Here is a 22,958-nt window from a genome sequence, read left to right on the forward strand (position 1 = left end):
TGTCCGAGTGTTGTTGCCGTACATCGTATAACCTATGATGACCGGCAAAGAATCTCCAACGCCGTTCTAGAAGGGACGCAACTGCTGCGCCCCATCCGTCCTCCATTGAATGCGCCCTTCGAACGCGCGTTAAGAAGCCATGAACAGACGCGATTTCCTTAGACTTGCGACGATCGCCGCCGGAGTGCTGGCGGGTCCCGGGCGCGGCCAGGCCGCCATCGATGCGCCGGGCCTCAAGGAGGGCGAGATATTCTCGCGCGACAAGCTCTTGGAATACGCCAAGAACCTCGCCAAAAACGCCTATGTCGCGCCGGATTCGACCCTGCCGGCATCCCTGCAGAGCCTCAATTACGAGCAATACGTCTCCATTCGCTTCCGGCCCGAGCGGGCGATCTGGAGCACCGACCATCGCGACTTCGTCATCGAGCCGCTGCACCGGGGCTTCATCTATGCCGCGCTGGTCGACCTGTTCACCATCGAGGACGGACGCGTGCTCGTGGTTCCCTACGAACCGGACATGTTCGATTTCGGCTCGATCGCGCCGCCGGCCGCCGATTCGCGGCTCGGCTTTTCCGGCTTCCGGCTGAAATCCCCGATCGATGCGCCTGACCGCCTCGACGACTTCGCCATTTTTCAGGGCGCGAGCTATTTCCGCGCCATCGCGAAGAACCAGATCTATGGCGCGGTGGCGCGCGGGCTCGCCATCAACACCGGCGAAGCCAGCGGCGAGGAATTTCCGTTCTTCCGCGCGTTCTGGATCGAGCGGCCCCAGCAAAGTTCCGACACGCTCGTGGTGCATGCTCTGCTCGATTCGGAGGCGACGACGGGCGCCTTCCGCCTGACGCTGCATCCGGGTGACAGCACCATCATCGACGTCGAATCGACCTTCTATCCGCGAGCCAAGATCGAGCATGTCGGCATCGCCCCCCTCAACTCGATGTACCTGTTCGGCGCGAACGACCACAAGGGCGTCGACGACGTTCGCGTCTCCGTCCACGAATCATCGGGCCTGCAGATGCTGACCGGCGGCGGCGAATGGATATGGCGGCCGCTGCAGAATCCCGAGACGCTGCAGATCTCCGCCTTCGTCGACAAGACGCCCAAGGGCTTCGGGCTGCTGCAGCGCAATCGCGACCCGGCCGCCTTCGAGGACAGCCAGCACCGTTACGAGGTGCAGCCGAGCGTCTGGATCACCCCGAAGGGCGACTGGGGGGAGGGTTCGATCCAGCTGGTGGAAATCCCCAGCGATGCCGAGATCCACGACAACATCATCTGCTACTGGCGCCCCAAAAATGCGCTGGAGGCGGGGCAGGAATATTCCTTCAACTATCGCACGAACTGGTGCTGGACGCCGCCCGAGCAGCCCCAGATGGCGCTCGCCCACGAAACCCGCATCGGCGCCTTCGGCGCCAAGCGGCGCCTGTTCGTGATCGACTTCCAGGGCGACATTTTCGCCGACCCGAACAATATGAAGGGGGTCGCGCCGAATATCGCCGGCAATCCCGGCAAGATCAGCGATATCAGCCTGACGCTCGATACCCAGCGCCGGATCGGACGGCTGACGTTCGGCCTCGATCCGGAGAGCGAGAATTATTCCGAAATGAGGGCCGTCCTCACCAAGGACGGCAAACCCATAAGCGAGACGTGGCTTTATCGATGGACACCGTAGCGGACCAGACCGGCCAGCATTCCGAGCCGCCTGTGGCGGAAGCCATGCAGGGGCCTCCCGCCATGCCGCCGGAGGACCGGCTCGCCATGCCCGTCCAGTCGCTGACGACGTGGAGCCGGCGGGAGAGACGCTCCTGGATCCACCCGGCCCTCCACCATGGCGCCTGGCCGGCCCGCTTCTTCGTCTTCGGCGGCATGTTGGCTCTGACGGTGTTCGGCGGCTGGGAGATGTACAAGGTCGTCGACGTCGGCGGCGTCACCGCGCTCGAATGGGCCCTCGTCACCCTGTTCGTGCTGAACTTCTCATGGATCGCCCTCGCCTTCACGGCGGGGATCGCCGGCTTCGTCTATCTGTTGTTCCACCGCCGCCGCAGCCAGCCCCTGCCGAAGGAACTGACGGCGCGCACGGCGGTGCTGATGCCGATCTACAACGAGGCGCCGAGCCGCGTCTTCGCGGCGATGCAGGCGATCATCGAATCGGTCGAAGCCACCGGCCTCGGGGCCGCGTTCCATTATTTCCTCGTCTCGGACACCACCGATCCCGACATCTGGATCGCCGAGGAGCGTGCCTTCCTGGCGATCCGCGAGCGCATGGGCCCTGACATCGCCATCTGGTATCGCCACCGCCCGCGCAACACCAACCGCAAGGCCGGCAATATCGGCGACTGGGTGACGCGCTGGGGCGGCGCCTACGACCACATGCTGGTGCTGGACGCCGACAGCCTGATGACGGGCGCCGCCATCGTGCAGCTCGCCGCCGCGATGGAGCGCGATCCCGACGCCGGCATCATCCAGACCCTGCCGCTGATCATCAACCGCAACACGCTGTTCGCCCGCATCCAGCAATTCGCGGCCCGCGTCTACGGGCCGGTGATCGCCGAGGGCCTGTCCCTTTGGATGGGCCATGACGGCAATTACTGGGGCCACAACGCGATCATCCGCACCCGCGCCTTCGCGGCCCATTGCGGCTTGCCCGACCTTTCGGGCAAGCCACCGTTCGGCGGGCATATCCTCAGCCATGACTTCGTCGAGGCCGCGTTGGTCCGGCGGGCGGGATATGCCGTCTACATGCTCAACGACATCACCGGCTCCTACGAGGAAAGCCCGCCCTCGCTGATCGATCTGTCGGCGCGCGACCGGCGCTGGTGCCAGGGGAACCTGCAGCACATGCGAGTGATCTCGGCCAAGGGCTTCCATCCCTGCACCCGGCAGCATTTCGCCAACGGCATCTTTTCCTATCTCGCCAGTCCGCTCTGGCTCCTGCAGCTGCTGGTCGGCCTGACGCTCGCCCTGCAGGCCCATTTCATCCGGCCGGAATATTTCACCGACGAGTTCTCGCTCTTTCCGGCCTGGCCGCTGTTCGACGCCGAGCGAGCCCTCGCGCTGTTCGCCGGCACCATGGGCATCCTGCTCGCGCCCAAGCTGTTCGGCATGATCATCATCCTGCTCGACGGCCCGAGCCGCCGGGCCTGCGGCGGCGGCATCAGGCTGTTCCTGTCGGTGCTCTTCGAGATGATCCTCTCGGCGCTGCTGGCGCCGGTGATGATGCTGATCCAGTCGGGTTCGGTGTTCGAGATCCTGCTCGGCCGCGATTCGGGCTGGAAGCCGCAGCGCCGCGACGACGGGTCGATTCCTCTGGGCGACATCGTGCGGCGCCACCGTTCGCATACCATCCTCGGCGCCTTCGCGGGCGTCGCGGCCTATGTGATGTCGCCCTATCTGTTCGCCTGGATGTCGCCGACGATCCTCGGGCTCCTGCTCGCCATCCCCCTGTCCTGGGCCTCGGGCCAGCTGTCCATCGGCATGTGGCTGCGCCGGCGCGGCTTCCTGGCCACCCCGGAAGAGACCAACCCGCCGGAAGTGGCGCTGCGCGCCAACGGTCTGAGCGAGGAACTGGCGGCCGAAGGCGAGGACGAGGACGACGCCCTGCGCGTTCTCTACGAGGACGAGGCCTTCCGCTCCCTGCACGAGACGATGCTGCCCGCGCCGGCCGGACGGGAGCGCGGCAAGTTCGAGCCTGAAAGGGTGATGGCGCAGGCCAAGATCGCCGAGGCGGGCACGATCGAGGAGGCCTGCCGCTGGCTGACCGCCAAGGAGCGCTTCGTGGCGCTGCACGACCGCTCCCTCATCGCCATGCTGTCGCATCTGCACGCGCCGGCGGCCAAGGCGGAGTGAGGACATTTCCGGCAGCCTGGGCGCCTCGGCCCGCGCTGCCGGGATCATGCCGTCTTCCGGTCTCTACGCACCGACGCCGAGGGATTTGAGCTTGCGGTGGAGGGCCGAGCGCTCCATGCCCACGAACTCGGCCGTACGGGAGATGTTGCCGCCGAAGCGATTGATCTGCGCGATCAGATATTCCCGCTCGAACAATTCGCGCGCATCGCGCAGTTGCAGGCCCATCAGCTGCTCGCCCCCCTGCCCGTTGGGCCGGGTCGGCATCAGCGCGCCGATCTCCGGCGGCAGCATCTCGGCGGTGATGGTGGCGTTCGGGTCGCCGCCCACCAGGATCATCAGCCGCTCGATGTTGTTGCGCAGCTGGCGCACATTGCCGGGCCATTCATGCGATTGCAGCACCGCCATCGCGTCGGGACCCACAACGCGGCGCGGCAGGCCGGTCGCCTGGGCGATCTGGCCCTGGAAATAGTCCACCAGCTCCGGAATGTCCTCGCGCCGTTCCGACAGGCCGGGCACGCGGATCGGCACCACCGAGAGGCGGTGCAGGAGATCCTCGCGGAACCGCCCGTCGGCCACTTCCTCGGTCAGGTCCCGGGAGGTCGAGGTGATGATGCGCACATCGACATGGACCTTGGTGGCGCCGCCGACGCGGCTGAAGCTCTGGTCGATCAGCACCCGCAGGATCTTGTTCTGCGTCTCGCGCGGGAGGTCGGCGATCTCGTCGAAGAAGAGCGTGCCGCCATGGGCCTCCTCGAAAGCCCCGATCTTGCGCGTGCGCCCTTCCCCGCCCTCGACCCCGAAAAGCTCGATCTCCATGGTCTCCGGCACGATCGAGGCCGAGTTCAGCACCACGAACGGTCCCTTCGCCCGGGCCGAAGCCTGGTGGATGCTGCGGGCGGTCAGCTCCTTGCCGGACCCGGGCGGCCCGGCGATGAGCACGCGGCTGTTGGTCGGCGCCGTCTTCTCGATCACCATCTTGAGCTGGTTGATCGCCGAAGAGCGCCCGATCATCTTGGTGGCGCTGCCGGATATCTGCCGAAGCTGGTTCACCTCGCGGCGCAGGCGCCAGGTCTCGAGGGCGCGGTCGGCCACCAGCACCAGGCGATCCGCCTTGAAGGGCTTCTCGATGAAGTCGTAGGCGCCCATCTTGATCGCCGCCACGGCGGTCTCGATATTGCCGTGCCCCGAAATCATCACCACCGGAACTTCGGGATGCTCGGCCTTGAGCACTTCCAGCAATTGCAGCCCGTCGAGGCGCGATCCCTGCATCCAGATGTCCAGGAAGATCAGCTGCGGGCGCCGTTGGGCGATGGCCCCCAGAGCGTCGTCCGAATCGCGGGCCGTGCGGGCGCCGTGTCCCTCATCTTCGAGGATGCCGGCGACGAGCTCACGGATATCGGCCTCGTCGTCAACGATCAGAATGTCGGTCGCCATCGTCCAGCCTCTGTTCTCTCCGTCTCCGCGCGGACACCTATCCGCACGGCGACGGGCTCAAATGACGTTGCAGCGGCGTGTCACGCCGCCACGCTGCTGTCGTCGTCGGTCGGAAGCCACAGACGCATCATCGCGCCGTGGCCGCCGCTCGCGACGGACGGGGCATCCAGCAGTTCGATGCCGCCGCCATGCTCCTCCATGATCTTGCCGACAATGGCCAGACCAAGGCCGGTGCCCTTTTCACGAGTGGTGACATAGGGTTCGAGCAATTTCTGCCGATTCTCCTTCGGCAGGCCGATGCCATTGTCGATCACCTGCACCGCAACGTTTGTGCCGTCACGCACAACCGAGACGGTGATCTGCCCCGGCTCGCGCAGCGCCTCCGGCAGGCCGGTGATCGCTTCGGTGGCATTCTTCACGATGTTCGTCACCGCCTGCGAGAGCAGCCGCCGGTCGAAGCGGGCGAGGATCGGTTCCTGCGGCGGCTCGAAGGTGAAGGCGATGTCGGGATAGCCGATGCGCATCATGAAGACGACCTGCCTGACCATCTCCCCGAAATCCTCCCGCTCGATCGAGGGCTTCGGCATGCGGGCGAAGGAGGAGAATTCGTCGACCATGCGCTTGATGTCGTCGACCTGGCGCACGATCGTGTTGGTGCACTGGTCGAACACCTCGCGGTCCTCGACGATCACCTTGCCGTATTTGCGCCGGATGCGTTCCGCCGACAGCTGGATCGGCGTCAACGGATTCTTGATCTCGTGGGCGATGCGGCGCGCCACGTCGGCCCAGGCGGAGCTGCGCTGCGCAACCACCAGCTCGGTGATGTCGTCGAGGGTGACGACATAGCCGTGCTCGCGCATGTTCGACTGCTCGCTGGTGACGCGCACGGTGATGTTGCGCTCGCGCCCCTCCCGGTTGAGGGTGATCTGCCCCTGCACCAGCCGCGAGCGCACGGCCATGGCGTCGTGCAGGAAGACGGCGAGCTCCGGCATCAGCTCGGCGAGCGGACGGCCGAGCGGCGACTGGCGGGAGCCGATCCAGCGCGCCGCGAGCGGATTGACGACGGTGATGCGGCCTTCCTCGTCGATGCCGATGACGCCGGTCGAGACGCCCGACAGCACGGCCTCGATGAAGCGCCTCCGACTGTCGAGAAGGTCGTTGGCGCCGAGGAGCTCGTTGCGCTGGGTGCGCAGCGTGTCGGTCATGTTGTTGAAGGTGTCGCCAAGCTTGCCGAGATCACCCGAGCCGGGCGCGACCGGCACCCGCACATAGAGGTTGCCGCTGCCGACCTGGTCCGCCGCGGCGATCAGGCGGCGGATCGGATCGACGAGCCGGTTGGCGAAGGACAGGCCGATCCAGATCGCCGCGAGGAGCATGTTGAGGGCGATGATGGCGTAGAGCAGCGCAAAATTGACCTGCGTCGGAAAGCGGGTCGCCTCGAGATCCTGGAAGCGGGCCGCCGATTCCTCGGTGGTGCGCAGATAGCCGGAGACCTGCTTGTCGAAGGGGCGGATGTAGAACAGGTAGCGGTTGTCGTAGGCGGTGAGCTTGACGACGATGCCCATCACGTCGCGCGATCCCGGCTCGATGAAGACGGCGTCCTGCCTATCGGCGCTGGCGATGGCCGGCGGCGGCGGCAAGGGAAAATTGGGGGCGACCAGGATGTCCGACCGGTCGGTGATCCGGCCGTCATGGGTGAGCAGCATCACGCCCGGCAGGCCGCGATAGGTCGCCATCGCCTTGAGATATTGCTGGAACTTGCCGGGATCGGTGACGTAGATCGGCTCGATGCGGTTGAGGTCGGCTGCCATGGCCAGCGCCTCGCCCCGCATCAGGATGCCCTGCTCGTCGACATAGGTCTGGGCCACCTTCACCGAATTGGTGACGATGTCGTGCACGCGGGTCGAGAAGAGATTGTCGAGGCCGCGGTCGAGCGAGATGATCGCGACCGTCGCCAGCAGGATCACCGGCATGGCCGAGACGATCGAGAACAGGCCGATCACCCGCATGTGGAGGGCGGCGCCGGCCTGGCCGCGGCGGCGCGCGGCGATCAGGCTGCCTACCTCGACCGCGAGCAGCACGAGGAGAGCGACGATGAAGGAGGCGTTGACGACGAACAGCGCATCGATGGCGTTGCTGTAGGCGGTATCGCTCGCCGCCGGCAGCGGCGCCGGGTCCAGCTTCAGGACAAAGCGGGCCTGCGCCACCCAGTTCCGGAGAAGGGAGGCGATCGGCTCGACGTCGACGAGCACGAGAAACGTGCCGATGGCCGAGGCGACCGACAGGATCACGAGGCCAAAGCCGAGCAGGCCCAACCGCCGAGCGGGCATGGGAGCGGGCTGAGACAAGGCAGCACTGGCTCGTTCGACGATTGCCATCAGCACCGGTTCCATAAGCTTCGCCAAAGCGGCGCCGGGGCGGGGAAGCCGCCCACAGCCGATCCGCCTTCGCTCGATCGGGGCGGCCCTCGGTGCCGCGCCGCCCCCATACGACGCGAACCGTGATTTATTCGTGCATCCCTGTTGCCAAATTGTAACAGAATCAAGGCGCTGAAACTGCACAATTGCGCTCGGGTCCGCACCGTCGCTTCCGTGGCGGCCACCGCCGCGGCGACATCTCGCTTGCGCGCCAGAAACACAATGGCAACAGGCCGCTGATACCGTAGCGGCATGCAGGATGCAACACGCGCCTCCCTGCAGAGGAGTTCGCGGTTCCGTAGCGGCAGGGCAATCGCCTTGGCCGTCATTGCCTGCACGGCGCGCTGGTGTGATGCGCCCGGACGCCGGCCCTTCACGTCGCAAAGAGCCTTGAAGATATCCGCCTCAGCGAATGGAGCGGATCACCTGGATATCGAGGTCCCGGATCTTCTTGCGCAGCGTATTGCGATTGACGCCGAGAAGCTCCGCAGCCTTGATCTGGTTGCCGCGCGTGGCCGCCAGCGCCGCACCGATCAGCGGTTCCTCGATGTCGCGCAGGATGCGGTGATAGAGGCCGGGCGGGGGCAGATCCTCGCCGAACTTGCCGAAATAGCGGGTCATGTGCCGCTCGACCGATGCCGAGAGGGTTTCGTCGGCAGGGCTTTCCGATTCCAGCGGCATCGTTTCCGAGGTCGCCAGCTCCTGCTCGATGATCGCGGACGTCAGCGTCTCCTGGGGATAGAGCGCGGACAGCCGGCGAATCAGGTTTTCGAGTTCGCGCACATTGCCGGGCCAGCGGTGGCGCTTGAGGCGCTCGACCGCCGATGCATCGAGATGCTTGGGCGGCAGCCCTTCACGTTCCACGAGCTTGAAGAAGTGGCGGGCGAGGTCCGGCACGTCCTCGGCGCGCTCCCGCAAGGGCGGCAGGCGCAGCGGCACCACGTTGAGGCGGAAGAACAGATCCTCGCGGAAGAGGCCCTGCTGGATGAGGACGCGCAGGTCCTTGTTGGTGGCGGCGACGATGCGCACGTCGGTCTTGATCGGCGTGCGGCCGCCGACGGTGGTGTACTCGCCCTGCTGCAGGACGCGCAGGAGACGCGTCTGCGCCTCCATCGGCATGTCGCCGATCTCGTCGAGGAAGAGCGTGCCGCCCTCGGCCTGCTCGAACCGCCCCACGGAGCGGGCATTGGCCCCGGTGAAGGCGCCCTTCTCGTGGCCGAACAGCTCCGACTCGATCAGGTCGCGCGGGATCGCCGCCATGTTGATGGCGACGAAGGCGCCGTTGCGGCGCTTGCCGTAATCGTGCAGTGCCTTGGCGACGAGTTCCTTGCCGGTGCCCGATTCGCCGGAGATCATCACCGTCAGGTCGGTCTGCATGAGGCGCGCGAGGACGCGGTAGATCTCCTGCATGGCCGCCGAGCGGCCGACCAGCGGCATCGCCTCGGCTTCGTCCGTCGAGCGCGACGGCGGCTTGCCCTTCGGCTCGCTGAGCGCCCGGCCGACGATGGCGATGAGTTCCTTGAGGTCGAACGGCTTGGGCAGATAGTCGTAGGCGCCCTTCTCGGAGGCCCGGATCGCCGTCATCAGCGTGTTCTGCGCGCTCATCACGACGACCGGCAGCTCCGGCCGCAATTTGCGGATGCGGGGCAGCATGTCGAAGGCGTTTTCGTCCGGCATCACCACGTCCGTGATGACGAGATCGCCTTCGCCCTGGCTGACCCAGCGCCACAGCGTCGTCGCATTGCCGGTGGAGCGGACCTCATAGCCCGCGCGCGACAGGGCCTGATTCAGCACCGTACGGATGGCTGCATCGTCATCGGCAACAAGAATACTGCCTGCCTGCATGCTGGGTGTTCCTATGCGCTGCGCTCGGAGCGATACATCGGGAGAAGGATACGGAAGACGGTACGCCGGTTCTGGCTCTCGCATTCGACGATGCCGCCATGATCGCCGACGATCTTCGCCACCAGGGCAAGGCCGAGACCGGTGCCGCTGGTCTTGGTGGTGACGAAGGGGTCGAACAGATAGGGCACGAGGTCCGGGGCGACCCCCGGCCCGTTGTCCTTGATGCAGACCTCGATCGGCAGGCTGACGCGGGCCGAGGATCCCGGCACCGACAGGCGGACGCCGGGCTTGAACCCCGTCGTCATCACGATGTCGCCGTCCGGGGCGCCGTCGATCGCCTCGGCGGCGTTCTTGACGAGGTTGAGGATCACCTGGATCAGCTGATCCTTGTTGGCATGGACGGGCGGCAGGGAGGGGTCGTAATCCTCGACGAACTTGATCTTGCGGGCGAAGCCGGACTGGGCGAGCTTCTTCACGTGCTCGAGCACGACATGGATGTTGACCGGGCTGCGCGCGACGGGCCGCTCGTCGGAGAAGACTTCCATGCGGTCCACCAGCTTGACGATGCGGTCGGCCTCGTCGCAGATGAGCTGCGTCAGCGCGCGATCGGGATCGTCGACGGACTGTTCGAGCAGCTGCGCCGCGCCGCGAATGCCCGACAGCGGATTCTTGATCTCGTGCGCCAGCATCGCCGCCAGCGCGGTGACCGAGCGGGCCGCGCCGCGATGCGTCAGCTGGCGGTCCATCTTGTCGGCGATGGTGCGCTCCTGCAGCATGATCACGACGCCGCCGGACTGGTCCTGCATCGGTGCGACCTGGATGTCGACCGGCCGTTCGCTGCCGAGCCGGGGGGAGCCGAGATCGACGCGATATTCGTTGACCGGCGCGTTGCGGATGCGAACCTGGTCGATCAGGGCAAGCAGGGGCGAGCCGAAGGGCAGGAGGTCGCGCAGGAAATTGCGCCGCATCATCGGGGCGCTGATGTCGAAGAAGGCTTCGGCCGCGATATTGGCGTCGACGACGCGGCCCTGCCCGTCCACGGACAGGATTGCATGCGGCAGCGCGTTGAGCACCGCTTCGTGATTGGGCATATTCGAGGGCAAGGCCGTCATGCCGCCATCCGTTCGAGACTTGCGAAAAACGCGATGAAATTTTCAGCGACCGCGCCGGGATCCTCGCCCGTCAAGGCGGCGTGGCGCAGCGCTTCCCTGCCGCCCCCGAAGCGTGCCCGCGCCGTATCCATGGCGGACGCCAGATGCTTGCGGGCATGCCGCACGCCCTGCCGGGAACCGTAAAGCCCCAGCAGTCCTTCGTAATGCTCCAGCGCCAGTTCCTTCTGGGCCTGCGCCGACGGTGCCGGCAGGGCGTGCCCGGCGGCAAGCTCGCGGGCAAGATGGCCCGGCAACCAGGGCTGTCCCTGGGCGGCGCGTCCCACCATCACCGCATCCGCGCCCGAATGCTGCAGCATCGCCAGCGCGTCCGAGAGATCGCGGCAGTCGCCGTTGGCGACGACGGGAATGGTGACGGCCTGCTTGACCGCCCGGATCGCGCCCCAGTCGGCGCGCCCCTTGTAGAACTGCATGCGGGTGCGTCCGTGCACGGTGATCATCGCGGCGCCGGCATGTTCCGCCCGGCGGGCGAGTTCCGGCGCGTTGAGGGATGTCTCGTCCCACCCCAGACGCATCTTCACCGTCACGGGCACGGAAACGGCGGACACCGTCGCATCGACCAGCGTCAGCGCATGGTCGAGGTCGCGCATCAGCGCGGAACCCGACCAGCCGCCGGTGACGCGCTTGGCAGGGCAACCCATGTTGATGTCGATGACGTCGGCGCCGGAGCCGACCGCGACGCGTGCCGCCTCCCCCATCCAGCGGGCATCGCATCCGGCGAGCTGGACGACATGCAGGCCGCCGCCGGGCCCTTCCGCCCGCAAGCGGGCTTCCTCGTCGCCCGCGGCAAGCCGGTCGCTCGCCACCATTTCCGAGATGACGAGGCCTGCGCCGCAGCGACGGGCGATGCGACGCAGCACCGCATCCGTCACACCCGACATCGGCGCGAGAATGACGCGATTGGCCAGTTGCAGGGGACCTATGCGCAGGACCGTATCTTCCGGCTCTCGCGCCAAGGCAGCCGCGTCATTGCCCAGCATAGATGCAGAACTCCTCTATGCCTACAACTTAACCACTCGCCCACTTTGTATCAAGGGGTAAGCGCCTGCAAAACAAGCATGCCCCCAAAACGAGCAACGCATGAGGCGCGTCACACGGATGCAAGGCTGGCGTGCTCCCGCCTCATCTCGATTTCGAACCCGCAGCACGCCGCACCGACCCGGCACAACCTGATTCGGTCCGCTGCCGCCGACCTATTCGATGCCGAGTTTCGCCTTCAGGAGCTCGTTGAGCGCCTTCGGGTTGGCCTTGCCACCGGTCTGCTTCATCACCTGGCCGACGAACCAGCCGAGCATGGTCGGCTTGGCCTTGACCTGCTCGACCTTGTCGGGATTGGCTGCGATCACCGCATCGATGGCGGCTTCGATCGCCCCGGTATCGGTGACCTGCTTCATGCCGCGCGCTTCGACGACGGCGGCGGGAATGCCGCCTTCGACCCAGACGATCTCGAACAGGTCCTTGGCGATCTTGCCCGAAATCACGGCCGACGAAATCAGGTCGACGATGCCGCCCAGTTGATCGGCCGTCACCGGCGAAGCGGCGATGTCGAGGCCCTCCTTGTTCAGCCGGCCGAACAATTCGTTGATGACCCAGTTGGCGGCGAGCTTGCCGTCTCGGCCCGTCGCCACGCTTTCGAAGAAGTCCGCCGATTCGCGCTCGGCCGTCAGCACGCTCGCATCATAGGCGGAGAGGCCGTATTCGGCGATGAAGCGTGCCTTCTTGGCGTCGGGCAGTTCCGGCAGATGGGCTGCGAGCGCATCGACATAGGCCTGGTCGAATTCGAGCGGCAGGAGATCCGGGTCGGGGAAATAGCGGTAGTCATGCGCCTCTTCCTTCGAGCGCATCGAGCGTGTCTCGCCCTTGCCGGGGTCGTAGAGCCGCGTTTCCTGATCGATGACGCCGCCGTCCTCGATGATGCCGATCTGGCGGCGGGCCTCGACCTCGATGGCCTGTCCGATGAAGCGGATCGAGTTGACGTTCTTGATCTCGCAGCGCGTGCCGAGCGGCGCGCCCAGCTTGCGCACGGAAACGTTGACATCGGCGCGCAGATTGCCCTTGTCCATGTCGCCGTCGCAGGTGCCGAGATAGCGCAGGATGGTGCGCAGCTTCGTCACATAGGCCCGCGCCTCGTCGGCCGAGCGCAGGTCCGGCCGCGACACGATCTCCATCAGCGCGACGCCCGAGCGGTTCAGGTCGACGAAGGACAGCGAGGGATGCTGGTCGTGCAGCGACTTGCCGGCATCCTGCTCCAGATGGAGGCGCTCGATGCCGACCTGCAGCGTCTCGCCGGTCTCGGGCACCTCGACGAGGACGACGCCCTCGCCGACGATCGGCTGCTTGTACTGGGAGATCTGGTAGCCCTGCGGCAGATCCGGATAGAAGTAGTTCTTGCGGTCGAACACCGACCGCAGATTGACCTGCGCCTTCAGGCCGAGGCCGGTGCGGATGGCCTGGCGCACGCACTCCTCGTTGATCACGGGCAGCATGCCGGGCATGGCGGCGTCGACGAAGGAGACGTGGCTGTTGGGCTCGCCGCCGAACCGGGTCGAGGCGCCCGAGAACAATTTGGCCTCGGAGGTGACCTGAGCATGGATCTCCATGCCGATGACGACTTCCCAATCGCCGGTGGCGCCCCTGATCAGCTTCTTGGGATCAACCGTGGCGTTCATGTCAAAGTCCTCGGAATAGCAAGCATGGATCGAATGTCAGCAGGCAAGCGCCTGCATATGTCCTTGTTCGGCATAGGCCAAGAGCAATCGATCGCGCGTGACCAATGTGCAGCCATATTCGCGCGCGGTCGCGGCGATAATCCTGTCCGCAGGATCGCGCGGAGGATCGCCCGGCAGGAAGGACGATGCAATGAGGAGATCGGGCGGCATGTCCGTAAGGTGGAGATCCAGGCCTGTGAGCACGCCCCTGAACCATGCGTGGGGCGACATCGTCATCTTCAGCCGCCCGCGAGAGACGAGAAGCCCGATCTCCCAAGCGGTGATGGGGCAAACGCGGACGGGGTCGCCCCGCAGCGCCGCCTCGTTCAGCGCTCTGGTCGCGGCCTCGTCGATCGGCGCTCCCTCGGCGGCCCAGATCACGGCGCATGTATCCAGGAGCAGAGCCGACGCCATGTCAGGATCTCGGGCCCCATTCGGGATCGGCCGGCTCGGTGAGGTCAACCCCGTCGCCGACACGCACCTGGCCCTTCAGGACGCCGAAAGGGAACGATCCGCGCGCGGCCGGAGAGGGCTTGCCGGCCGGAACCGAATGCGGCGAAGCAGCCATGCGCCGAAAGACCAGTTTACGGTCAGCCAGGTCCACTCGCTCCGAAGAAAAGCCGGCTTCGAGCCAGACCTTGGTCATCACGTTGTTCGACGGATTGTTGCTCCACCAAGCCCGGTGCTGCAATGCCGTCGGAGGCAGCGGCACTCCCGTAACCCGCTCGATTTCCGCGAAGGTCATCGGCACTTCCGCAAATTTCTGTTGGCGCAGATGATCACCCAGTCGGGCATATTTGCTCATGGCACCCTCACGTGCACAACAAACACACAGTGTTTAACATATGCGTTGTTGTAAACAAGGATTTGTGGCGCCGCGGCGAATCAGAGCCCGTCATTACCCTCGATCGCCAGATGCCGGTCCTCATAGGCGATGGTCCAGCTCACCAGGTCGCGCCACAGCAGCTCGGCGAGGTCGGGCGGGACGCCTTCGGCCTCCGCCCTGTGCCGGGCGGCGGCGACGACCTCCTCGACCCGTTCGGGAATGTTCGCCGGCAGGCCGTCGCGCTGCTTGACCTGGACGACCCGCTCCACCACCTGCAGGCGGGCGGCCAGCAGCCGCACGATCTGCGCGTCGAGGTCATCGATCTCGCAGCGCAGGCCGGGCAGCGTTTCGGAGGTGACCGGCCCGCCTGCCATCGCTCAAGCCCACCAGGCGGCGGGACGGGGCGCGGGGCCGGCCGCCTGCTCGACGGCATGGCCGAGCGTGAACAGCGTCTCCTCGTCGAAGGCGCGGCCGATCAGCTGGAGGCCGAGCGGAAGCCCCTCCGACGACAGACCGGCGGGAACGGCGATGCCCGGCAGGCCCGCCATGTTCACCGTCACCGTGAAGACGTCGTTCAGATACATCTCGACCGGATCGGCGCCCGCCTTCTCGCCGATGCCGAAGGCGGCCGAAGGGGTGGCCGGCGTGAGGATCGCATCGACGCCCGAGGCATAGGCTTCCTCGAAGTCGCGCTTGATCAGCGTCCGGATCTTCTGGGCCCTGACGTAATAGGCATCGTAATAGCCGGCCGACAGCACATAGGTGCCGATCAGGATGCGGCGCTTGACCTCGCTGCCGAAGCCGGCCGCCCTGGTCTTCTCGTACATCTCGACGATGTCGCGGCCGCCGACGCGCTCGCCATAGCGCACGCCGTCATAACGGGCGAGGTTGGAGGAGGCTTCCGCGGGCGCCACGATATAATAGGCGGGCAGCGCGTATTTGGTATGCGGCAGGTTGATCTCGCGGATCGTCGCGCCGGCGTCCCGCAGCCAGTCGATGCCCTTCTGCCAGAGCGCACCGATCTCCTCGGCCATGCCGTCGACGCGGTATTCGCGGGGGATGCCGATGACCATGCCCTTGACCGAGCGGCCGATCGCCGCCTCGTAGTCGGGGACGGGCAGGTCCATGGACGTGGTGTCCTTCGGGTCGTGCCCCGCCATCGACTTCAGCAGGACGGCGCAGTCGCGCACCGTCGCGGCGAAGGGGCCGGCCTGGTCGAGCGAGGAGGCGAAGGCGACGATGCCCCAGCGCGAGCAGCGGCCATAGGTCGGCTTGATGCCGGCGATACCGGTGAAGGCTGCCGGCTGGCGGATCGATCCTCCGGTGTCGGTGCCGGTGGCGCCGGGGCACAGCCGGGCGGCGACCGCGGCGGCAGAGCCGCCGGAGGATCCGCCCGGAACGAGAAAGCCGCGGGGTGTAGCGCCGTCGGCACGCGCCTTGGCGAGCCTCTCGCGGGCCTGCCCGGCATCCCAGTTCGGCGGCAGCCAGGGCGAGACGACGGGACCGAAGGCCGACGTCTCGTTGGACGAGCCCATGGCGAATTCGTCGTTGTTGAGCTTGCCGAGCATGACGGCGCCGTCGCGCCAGAGCCGGCTCGTCACCGTCGATTCATAGGGCGGCTTGAAATTGTCGATGATGCGCGAGCAGGCGGTGGTGCGCACCCCTTCGGTCGCGAACAGGTCCTTGATGCCGAGCGGCACGCCCTCGAGCACGCCGCCTTCGCCCTTCGAAAGTCTCGCATCGGAGGCGGCGGCCATGGCGAGCGCCTCCTCGGGCGTCTCCAGCACATAGGCGTTGAGGCCGCGGGCCTTCTCCATGGCGTCGAGATAGGCCTTCGCCGCCTCGGTGGCGGAAAACGCCTTCCGGCGCAGGCCATCGCGGATATCGGTGAGGGTGAGATCTGGAATATGGCTCACGAAAACGATCCTGAACGAGAAAGCGGGGCGCCGGCATCGGCCGGCGGGCGGCGCGTCACGACGCGAGAGACACCGGCCTGCCCAGGAGGACAGGCGGCGGTGTCCAGGCTCACTCCACGACCTTGGGCACCAGGAAATAATTGTCCTCGGTCGCCGGGGCGTTGAGGACGATCTTCTCGGCGATGCCGCCGTCGGTCACGCCGTCCTGGCGCTTCTTCATCACCATCGGCGTCACCGAGGTCATCGGCTCGACGCCGGTGACGTCGACTTCGTCCAGTTGGGCGACGAAGTCGAGGATGGCGTTCAGTTCCCCTTGCAGATGCGGAACGTCTTCGTCGGTGACGGCAATGCGCGCGAGACGCGCAATACGCTTCACCGTGGCGGCGTCGACAGACATGAAGCCCTCGGATTGCGCGAAAACACGGAATGGCGCGGGTCTATCATGCCGAAACTTGGCGGCGCAACCGCTGATCGGCGCGCCGCCAGCCGATTGCCGGCCGCACACGGGGCGGCGGCGGGACGATTCCGTTCAGTTCACCTCGACAGTCTCGCCCGGCCTGGGCGCGAGAACGCGGGTCGGGTGCCCCTCAAGCGCGGCCGCGAACGCGTCGGCATTGGCCTCCAGGCCGGGGAAGCTGGCGTAATGGCAGGGCATGACGACATCGAGATTGAGATAGCGCCGCACCGCCAGCGCCGCGGATTTCGGCCCCATGGTGAAGCGGTCTCCGATCGGCACCAGCCCGATCTTGGGCTCGTGCAACTCGGCGATCAGCGCCATGTCGGAGAAGATGTCGGTATCGCCGAGATGATAGAGCACCGGTTGCCCGGGCGCCTTGACGATCAGTCCGTTGGCATTGCCGACGGCAATACTGATGCCGTTGTCGATCAGGCTGGCCGAATGGTCGGCGCGCACCATGGTGACGGTGAAGCCGCCGAGATCGATGGTGCCGCCCGTGTTCATCGGCTCGACCTTCGCGACGCCCTTGCCGGCGAGGAAGGTGACGAGATCGGCATTCGAGACCACGACGGCGCCGGTCTCGCGGGCAAGGTCGATGGTGTCGCCGACATGGTCGCCATGGCCATGGGTAAGCAGGATGTGGCTGACGCCGGCGCTCACCGCGGCGCGATCGCCGGTGAAGGAGGGATTTCCGGTCAGGAACGGATCGATCAGGATGGCCCGATCGTCGAATTCGACGCGAAACGCGGAATGGCCGAGCCAGGTAATACGCATGGTGTAACTCCGTGAGCAAAGGGCTTGAGCCGGGCCGGCGTGTCGCGCCGCCGGACCGGTTCCTGAAAATGTTGTAGCGCGGTCGAACCGCGGCGATATGACTAGCCGGCCTGGGCCCGTCCTGCCATGGCCTTCGCCTCGGTTCGGCCGGGACGGCATCGCCCGGCCGGTAAAAACTGCGTGTTTTGCCCGAGGTACCGCCGAATGGGACATAATGGGGCGAATTCGACAAATACCGCTTCGATGCCGGGCGGAATGGTGGCCGGCTGAGACTCACCCGATGGAATCGTCTCTTGATCGTTGAATTGTTCGACCTCGCCGAAAGCCTTCCGCAGGACCAGCGCCTGCTCGGTCTCGATCTCGGCACCAAGACGATCGGGCTGGCGCTTTCCGACGTGATGCTGACCATCGCCTCACCGCTGGAAACGATCCGGCGCACCAAATTCACGCAGGACGCCCGGGAACTCCTCGCCATCGCCGACAGGCATGGTGTCGGCGGCCTTGTCCTCGGCTATCCCCTCAACATGGACGGCAGCCGCGGGCCGAGGGCGCAGGCCTCGGAAAGCTTCGCCCGCAACCTCGCCCGCCTCAGTGACCTGCCGGTCGCGCTCTGGGACGAAAGGCTGTCGACAGCGGCCGTCACCCGAACGCTGATCGAGGCGGACACCTCGCGCCGGCGCAGGGCCGAGCTCGTCGACAAGATGGCGGCCTCCTTCATCCTGCAGGGCGCCCTCGACCGGCTCGGCTACGGACGTCCGGCCCCCTTCCCTCCAGCGCAGTCAAGATGATGAAGACGATCAGAGAACCGGCACGCGACATCGACGTGATCCTCGAGACCGACGTGCTCGTCGTCGGCAGCGGCCCGGCCGGCCTGGCCGCCGCCCTCGCCTCGGCGAGGGCCGGGGCTGAGACCACGCTTCTGGAGCGCAACGGCTGCTTCGGCGGCAACATCACGCAGGTCGGCGTCGAGGGATTTGCCTGGTACCGGCATGAGGGCACGATCGACAGCGAAGGCATCGGCGTCGAGTTCGAGGAACGCGCCAAGGCGATGGGCGCGGCCCAGCCCGAGCCGCAGTCCTCCAGCCATGCGCTCGATGCGGAATTGTTCAAATATGTGGCCGACGTCATGGTCGGGGAGGCCGGCATCCGGCCGATGCTGCACCGCCTCGTCGTCGGCACGATCGTCGAGGACGGCGAGATCAGGGGCGTGATCACCGAAAGCAAGGCCGGCCGCGAGGCGATCCTCGCGCGGCGCGTGATCGACGCCACGGGCGATGCCGATATCGCCATGCGGGCCGGCGCGCCCACCGCCAAGACGCCGCGGGAAACGATGATGGCGGCCTCCGTGATGTTCTCGATGACCGGGGTCGACAAGCGCCGCTTCATCGAGACCGTGAGGGCCGATCCCCAGACCTACAAGGATTGGGAGGGCGGCGAGTGGACGATCGAGACCACCGGCAAGGAAGACGCGATGTTCTCGCCCTTCCTGCGCAAGCCTTTCCGCAAGGCGATGGAGGCTGGCCTCATCCCGCCCAATCTCAACACGATCTGCGGGACGTGGGGCGCCATTTCCGATCAGGGCGACCTCACCTACCTCAATCTCGTCCATCTCGCCCAGTGCGACGGCACCGATCCGGCCGACCTCACCGCCGGCGAGATCGAGGGCCGGCGCCAGGCCGTGATGGCCATCGACGCCCTCCGGCGCTTCATGCCGGGCTGCGAGGACGCCAAGCTGCGCAATTTCGGCATGACGATCGGCATCCGCGACACCCGCAAGATCGACGCCCGCTACAACATGGTTGGCTCGGATGTGCGCGAGCAGGGACGCTTCGAGGATTCGATCGGCATCTTCCCCGAATTCATCGACGGCTACGGCATCCTGATCCTGCCCACCACCGGGCGCTATTTCCAGGTGCCCTACCGGGCCATGCTGCCGAAGAACGTCGCCAACCTGATCGTTGCCGGCCGCTGCATCGGCGGCGACCGGGTCTCGCACGCCGCCGTGCGCAACATGATGTGCTGCGCCGTCTCCGGCCAGGGCGCCGGCGTCGCCGCCGCGCTGTCGCTGAAGGCCGGCCGCTCCTTCGACGAGGTCGACATCGGCCTCGTGCAGAAGGAATTGGTGAGGCAGGGAGCGCGTATTCACTGATCCCCCGGGAGAGCCGGCGTCCGCGCCCATGGGCGCGGAGTTTCGGTTCTGAAGCGCTCTCTTATGCGCAAGAAGAAGCGCTCGCCAAAGCGTCATGCCTCGAAACCGCCTCTGGCAGATCCGGCCGCAGTGTCGCGACAACTCCGCGTGCGATTCGACGCTTTCTGAGTTCACCCGAGTGGAGCACAACCATGAGCCGAAGCATGACAGAACGATACGTCGTCACAGACATCCCGCATCGCATTGTCTATGCCTATCTGGACGAGCCGCCATTCGGCGCGCCCGGACCGGACGGTGGCGCGATCGGCTACGATGCCGAGTTAGCCGAGAACGTGCTGCACGCCGTTGGAGTGACGCACATCGATGTCGTTCTTGTTAAGTTTCCGGACTTGATAGGCGGCGTGATGAGCGGGCGCTGGACCATGAATACCGGTATGTTCGTGACGCCCGAGCGCTCGCAAAGCGTTGCATTCAGCCGTCCGATCTGGGCTCTCGTCGACGGCTTCGTCGTCAAAGCCGGAAATCCCAAGGGACTCCGCTCATACGCCGATGCCGCGCGTGATCCGTCGGTCAAGCTCGCGGGCGTACGGGGCAATGTCCAGGTCGACAGCGCATTCAAAGCGGGTGTCCCGGCCGAGCGAATGCGACTGTTCGAAAGTCAGCATGACATCATCGCGGAGATCCGGTCGGGCCGGATCGACGCCTATCCTGGAGCCGCCTTGGCTCATAGAGGCTTTATCGAGGCCACGGGAGCGGATGGCGTGGAAGTGGTTCAGCTGGAGTCACAGGCGGGGACAGCTCCGCTGGGCGCATTCTCCTATGCGAAGGAAAGCAGAGCCCTGAAAGACGCTGTTGACGCCTATCTTGCAGAGTATCTGGGCACGGACCAGCATCTCGCTTTGGCCAAAAAATACGGTTTGACGATGGAAGAGATCTCTCCGGTCATTGCCCCTCCGTCGCCGGGACATTGAGAGAGACCCGTCCGCCCGCTCTTGGAGCCTCGGCGTTTCAGGAAGAAGCAGGCCGGAAGCCTGCGGTCCCGGGGGCATTCGTGCTGCCGGGAGTGGATAAGCCCGCTCCGCCGCTCGCGGTTCTTGCTGCGGCGGCCCGCAGGGCCTATCAACTCGGCTTTGATGACAAAGCCAGCCACATCCTATCCGCACCGCCATCTCCTCGGCATCGAAGGCCTGACGGAGCGCGACATCGTCGCCCTCCTCGACGAGGCTGACGAGCACATCGCCTTCAACCGCCAGGTCGAGAAGAAATCCTCCGCCCTGCGCGGCCGAACGCAGATCAATCTCTTCTTCGAACCATCGACCCGCACGCAATCCTCCTTCGAACTGGCGGGCAAGCGCCTAGGCGCCGACGTCATGAACATGTCGGTCAGCTCGTCTTCGGTGAAGAAGGGCGAGACCCTGATCGACACCGCGATCACCCTCAACGCAATGCGCCCGGATGTGATCATCGTGCGCCACAGCCAGGCCGGCGCGGTGCATCTTCTTGCCCGCAAGGTCGACTGCGCCGTCGTCAATGCCGGCGACGGCGCCCATGAGCATCCGACCCAGGCCCTCCTCGACGCCCTGACCATCCGCCGCAACAAGGGTCGCATCGCCGGGCTGACGGTCGCCATCTGCGGCGACATCCTGCATTCGCGCGTCGCCCGCTCCAACATCCTGCTGCTGGGCACGATGGGCGCGCAGGTGCGGCTGATCGCGCCATCGACTCTGCTGCCCGCCGGCGTCGAGCGCTTCGGCGTCTCCGTGCACCGCAACATCAAGGACGGACTGAAGGATGCCGATATCGTCATGATGCTGCGCCTGCAGCGCGAGCGCATGGCGGGCGCCTTCATTCCCTCGACCAAGGAATATTTCCGCTATTTCGGCCTCGACGAAGAAAAGCTGCGCTACGCCAAGCCCGACGCGCTGGTGATGCATCCCGGGCCGATGAATCGCGGCGTCGAGATCGACACCGCCGTGGCGGACGGCGCCCACTCGCTGATCCGCGAACAGGTCGAGGCGGGCGTCGCCGTCCGCATGGCCGTGCTCGAAGCGCTCGCGCGCAACCTGCCGAACGTCTGAGGCGCCATGTCCGAGAAAGATCATCGTCCCCTGCTCCTCGCCAACGCCCTGCTGACCGATCCCGCCTCGCGCACACAGTCGCGCGGTGGTCTCCTGATCGCATGGGGGGTCATCGCCGAGATCGGGGCCGCCGTCACGCCGGCCTCGGCCGGTCCTGACGTCGAGGTCGTCGATTGCGGGGGGCAGGTCGTCGCCCCCGGCCTGATCGACATGCGCGCCGTGACCGGGGAGCCGGGCGCCGAGCACCGCGAGACCCTCGCCACCGCGTCGCAGGCCGCCGCGGCCGGCGGCGTCACCACCATCGTCTGCACGCCCGAGACCCATCCGCCGATCGACGATCCGGCCGTGGTCGACTTCGTGCTGCGGCGGGCCCGCGATACCGCCATCGTCCGCATCCATGCGATGGCCGCCCTCACCAAGGGGCTCAAGGGCCAGGAAATGACGGAAATCGGGCTGCTGTCCGAAGCCGGCGCCCTCGCCTTCACCGATGGTGCGCGCAGCATCATGAATGCCCGCGTGCTGCGTCGGACGATGACCTATGCCCGCGATTTCGATGCTCTCGTCATCCACCACACCCAAGACAGCGACCTCGCCGGCGAGGGTGTGATGAACGAGGGCGAATTTGCCAGCCGCCTCGGCCTGCCCGGCATTCCCGTCGAGGCGGAAGCGATCCTGCTCGAACGAGACATGCGCCTCGTGGCGCTGACCGGCGCGCGCTATCACGCCGCCACCGTCACCTGCCGAGCCTCGCTCGACATCCTGCGCCGGGCGCGGGCGGCCGGCATCGCGGTGACGGCGTCGACCTCCATCAATCACGTCACGCTGAACGAGAACGACGTCGCCGGCTTCCGCACCTTCTGCAAGGTGTCGCCGCCGCTCCGGCACGAGGACGACCGCATCGCCCTGGTGCAGGCGATCAAGGACGGCGTCGTCGACGCCATCGTCTCCGATCACAATCCCCAGGACGTCGAGACCAAGCGCCAGCCCTTCGCCGAGAGCGCGGACGGGGCCATCGGGCTCGAGACCATGCTCGCCGCGGGCCTTCGCCTCGTGCACGACGGCTCGCTCGACCTGGTCACGCTGCTGCGGGCGTTGTCGACGCGGCCGGCGGAGATCCTGCGCCTGCCCGGCGGCCGGCTGGAGAAGGGCGCGCCCGCCGACATCATCGTCTTCGATCCGGACGTGCCCTTCGTGCTCGATGCCGCCCGGCTCAAATCGCGATGCAGGAACTCGCCCTTCGACGGCGCCCGGCTGCAGGGACAGGTCTCGAGGACGATCGTGGGCGGAAGCACGGTCCATCAAATCTGATATGAATAGATCCGGCCCCGATCAAGCGAAGTAC

19 protein-coding genes are annotated in these 22,958 nt (G+C 66.3%); 7 read left to right on the top strand and 12 right to left on the bottom strand.

Going from position 1 to position 22,958, the window contains the following annotated elements; all coding sequences use genetic code 11:
- Window positions 1–139: 139 nt before the first annotated feature.
- Together J3R73_RS14020 and mdoH are read left to right on the top strand one after the other, a co-directional pair.
- On the top strand, window positions 140–1,669 hold the full coding sequence (locus tag J3R73_RS14020) for an OpgD/OpgG family glucan biosynthesis protein (RefSeq protein WP_307427779.1): 1,530 nt from the start codon (window positions 140–142) through the stop codon (window positions 1,667–1,669).
- Entirely contained in the window at window positions 1,657–3,843 is a 2,187-nt protein-coding gene (gene mdoH, locus J3R73_RS14025) for a glucans biosynthesis glucosyltransferase MdoH (RefSeq protein WP_307427781.1), read from the top strand. The genes J3R73_RS14020 and mdoH overlap by 13 nt, the downstream gene beginning before the upstream one ends.
- A gap of 63 nt (window positions 3,844–3,906) precedes the next feature.
- Here mdoH and ntrX read toward each other — a convergent pair whose 3' ends face one another.
- From ntrX to J3R73_RS14085, 12 genes are all read right to left on the bottom strand, one after another.
- Window positions 3,907–5,277 carry a nitrogen assimilation response regulator NtrX gene (ntrX, locus tag J3R73_RS14030; RefSeq protein ID WP_307427783.1) on the bottom strand — a complete coding sequence of 457 codons (1,371 nt, stop codon included), beginning with the start codon at window positions 5,275–5,277 and terminating at the stop codon, window positions 3,907–3,909.
- An 80-nt stretch (window positions 5,278–5,357) separates the two neighbouring features.
- The gene (locus J3R73_RS14035; RefSeq protein WP_307427785.1) at window positions 5,358–7,655 is read right to left on the bottom strand and encodes a sensor histidine kinase NtrY-like; all 2,298 of its coding nucleotides are present in this window, start codon (window positions 7,653–7,655) and stop codon (window positions 5,358–5,360) included.
- A gap of 444 nt (window positions 7,656–8,099) precedes the next feature.
- Entirely contained in the window at window positions 8,100–9,539 is a 1,440-nt protein-coding gene (ntrC, locus tag J3R73_RS14040; protein ID WP_307427786.1) for a nitrogen regulation protein NR(I), read from the bottom strand.
- Between the two features lie 11 nt (window positions 9,540–9,550).
- On the bottom strand, window positions 9,551–10,651 hold the full coding sequence (locus tag J3R73_RS14045; RefSeq protein ID WP_307427788.1) for a two-component system sensor histidine kinase NtrB: 1,101 nt from the start codon (window positions 10,649–10,651) through the stop codon (window positions 9,551–9,553).
- Window positions 10,648–11,688 (bottom strand): tRNA dihydrouridine synthase DusB, encoded by a 1,041-nt coding sequence (gene dusB / locus J3R73_RS14050; protein ID WP_307427790.1) that lies wholly within the window; start codon window positions 11,686–11,688, stop codon window positions 10,648–10,650. The genes J3R73_RS14045 and dusB overlap by 4 nt, the downstream gene beginning before the upstream one ends.
- A 213-nt stretch (window positions 11,689–11,901) precedes the next feature.
- Window positions 11,902–13,377, bottom strand: coding sequence for an Asp-tRNA(Asn)/Glu-tRNA(Gln) amidotransferase subunit GatB (gene gatB, locus J3R73_RS14055; RefSeq protein ID WP_307427792.1), 1,476 nt, complete (start codon window positions 13,375–13,377; stop codon window positions 11,902–11,904).
- A 36-nt stretch (window positions 13,378–13,413) separates the two neighbouring features.
- Complete coding sequence (locus J3R73_RS14060; RefSeq protein WP_307427794.1) at window positions 13,414–13,830, bottom strand: type II toxin-antitoxin system VapC family toxin; 417 nt, start codon at window positions 13,828–13,830, stop codon at window positions 13,414–13,416.
- A gap of 1 nt (window position 13,831) precedes the next feature.
- On the bottom strand, window positions 13,832–14,221 hold the full coding sequence (locus J3R73_RS14065; protein WP_307427796.1) for a DUF7662 domain-containing protein: 390 nt from the start codon (window positions 14,219–14,221) through the stop codon (window positions 13,832–13,834).
- 80 nt (window positions 14,222–14,301) lie between these two features.
- The gene (locus J3R73_RS14070; protein ID WP_307427798.1) at window positions 14,302–14,616 is read right to left on the bottom strand and encodes a chorismate mutase; all 315 of its coding nucleotides are present in this window, start codon (window positions 14,614–14,616) and stop codon (window positions 14,302–14,304) included.
- A gap of 3 nt (window positions 14,617–14,619) precedes the next feature.
- Window positions 14,620–16,158, bottom strand: coding sequence for an amidase family protein (locus J3R73_RS14075; RefSeq protein ID WP_307427800.1), 1,539 nt, complete (start codon window positions 16,156–16,158; stop codon window positions 14,620–14,622).
- A gap of 109 nt (window positions 16,159–16,267) precedes the next feature.
- Window positions 16,268–16,555, bottom strand: a complete 288-nt coding sequence (gene gatC, locus J3R73_RS14080) for an Asp-tRNA(Asn)/Glu-tRNA(Gln) amidotransferase subunit GatC (RefSeq protein WP_307427802.1) — start codon at window positions 16,553–16,555, stop codon at window positions 16,268–16,270.
- Window positions 16,556–16,687: 132 nt separating this feature from the next.
- Window positions 16,688–17,389: a metal-dependent hydrolase gene (locus tag J3R73_RS14085; protein WP_307427804.1), complete on the bottom strand. Its 702-nt coding sequence runs from the start codon at window positions 17,387–17,389 to the stop codon at window positions 16,688–16,690.
- A 293-nt stretch (window positions 17,390–17,682) separates the two neighbouring features.
- Here J3R73_RS14085 and ruvX point away from each other — a divergent pair, with 293 nt between their 5' ends.
- The 5 genes from ruvX to J3R73_RS14110 all read left to right on the top strand — a co-directional run bounded on the left by ruvX (window position 17,683) and on the right by J3R73_RS14110 (window position 22,924).
- The gene (gene ruvX, locus J3R73_RS14090; protein WP_307427806.1) at window positions 17,683–18,177 is read left to right on the top strand and encodes a Holliday junction resolvase RuvX; all 495 of its coding nucleotides are present in this window, start codon (window positions 17,683–17,685) and stop codon (window positions 18,175–18,177) included.
- Window positions 18,177–19,538, top strand: coding sequence for an FAD-dependent oxidoreductase (locus tag J3R73_RS14095; RefSeq protein WP_307427808.1), 1,362 nt, complete (start codon window positions 18,177–18,179; stop codon window positions 19,536–19,538). Before ruvX ends, J3R73_RS14095 begins: the two co-directional genes overlap by 1 nt.
- Before the next feature lie 191 nt (window positions 19,539–19,729).
- Window positions 19,730–20,509: a transporter substrate-binding domain-containing protein gene (locus J3R73_RS14100; RefSeq protein ID WP_307427811.1), complete on the top strand. Its 780-nt coding sequence runs from the start codon at window positions 19,730–19,732 to the stop codon at window positions 20,507–20,509.
- 162 nt (window positions 20,510–20,671) lie between these two features.
- Window positions 20,672–21,616, top strand: coding sequence for an aspartate carbamoyltransferase catalytic subunit (locus J3R73_RS14105; protein WP_307427813.1), 945 nt, complete (start codon window positions 20,672–20,674; stop codon window positions 21,614–21,616).
- A 6-nt stretch (window positions 21,617–21,622) separates the two neighbouring features.
- A complete protein-coding gene (locus tag J3R73_RS14110; protein WP_307427815.1) occupies window positions 21,623–22,924 on the top strand; it encodes a dihydroorotase in 1,302 nt (433 codons plus the stop codon).
- Window positions 22,925–22,958: the final 34 nt, after the last annotated feature.

It is taken from the genome of Labrys monachus (assembly GCF_030814655.1).
GTDB classification, from domain to species: Bacteria; Pseudomonadota; Alphaproteobacteria; order Rhizobiales; family Labraceae; genus Labrys; species Labrys monacha.

Excerpts from the sequence above, each read along its gene's own strand:
- J3R73_RS14020 (WP_307427779.1), top strand. The coding sequence starts at position 140 with ATGAACAGACGCGATTTCCTTAGACTTGCGACGATCGCCGCCGGAGTG.
- mdoH (WP_307427781.1), top strand. The coding sequence starts at position 1,657 with ATGGACACCGTAGCGGACCAGACCGGCCAGCATTCCGAGCCGCCTGTG.
- ntrX (WP_307427783.1), bottom strand. The coding sequence starts at position 5,277 with ATGGCGACCGACATTCTGATCGTTGACGACGAGGCCGATATCCGTGAG.
- J3R73_RS14035 (WP_307427785.1), bottom strand. The coding sequence starts at position 7,655 with ATGGCAATCGTCGAACGAGCCAGTGCTGCCTTGTCTCAGCCCGCTCCC.
- ntrC (WP_307427786.1), bottom strand. The coding sequence starts at position 9,539 with ATGCAGGCAGGCAGTATTCTTGTTGCCGATGACGATGCAGCCATCCGT.
- J3R73_RS14045 (WP_307427788.1), bottom strand. The coding sequence starts at position 10,651 with ATGACGGCCTTGCCCTCGAATATGCCCAATCACGAAGCGGTGCTCAAC.
- dusB (WP_307427790.1), bottom strand. The coding sequence starts at position 11,688 with ATGCTGGGCAATGACGCGGCTGCCTTGGCGCGAGAGCCGGAAGATACG.
- gatB (WP_307427792.1), bottom strand. The coding sequence starts at position 13,377 with ATGAACGCCACGGTTGATCCCAAGAAGCTGATCAGGGGCGCCACCGGC.
- J3R73_RS14060 (WP_307427794.1), bottom strand. The coding sequence starts at position 13,830 with ATGGCGTCGGCTCTGCTCCTGGATACATGCGCCGTGATCTGGGCCGCC.
- J3R73_RS14065 (WP_307427796.1), bottom strand. The coding sequence starts at position 14,221 with ATGAGCAAATATGCCCGACTGGGTGATCATCTGCGCCAACAGAAATTT.
- J3R73_RS14070 (WP_307427798.1), bottom strand. The coding sequence starts at position 14,616 with ATGGCAGGCGGGCCGGTCACCTCCGAAACGCTGCCCGGCCTGCGCTGC.
- gatC (WP_307427802.1), bottom strand. The coding sequence starts at position 16,555 with ATGTCTGTCGACGCCGCCACGGTGAAGCGTATTGCGCGTCTCGCGCGC.
- J3R73_RS14085 (WP_307427804.1), bottom strand. The coding sequence starts at position 17,389 with ATGCGTATTACCTGGCTCGGCCATTCCGCGTTTCGCGTCGAATTCGAC.
- J3R73_RS14095 (WP_307427808.1), top strand. The coding sequence starts at position 18,177 with ATGAAGACGATCAGAGAACCGGCACGCGACATCGACGTGATCCTCGAG.
- J3R73_RS14100 (WP_307427811.1), top strand. The coding sequence starts at position 19,730 with ATGAGCCGAAGCATGACAGAACGATACGTCGTCACAGACATCCCGCAT.
- J3R73_RS14105 (WP_307427813.1), top strand. The coding sequence starts at position 20,672 with ATGACAAAGCCAGCCACATCCTATCCGCACCGCCATCTCCTCGGCATC.
- J3R73_RS14110 (WP_307427815.1), top strand. The coding sequence starts at position 21,623 with ATGTCCGAGAAAGATCATCGTCCCCTGCTCCTCGCCAACGCCCTGCTG.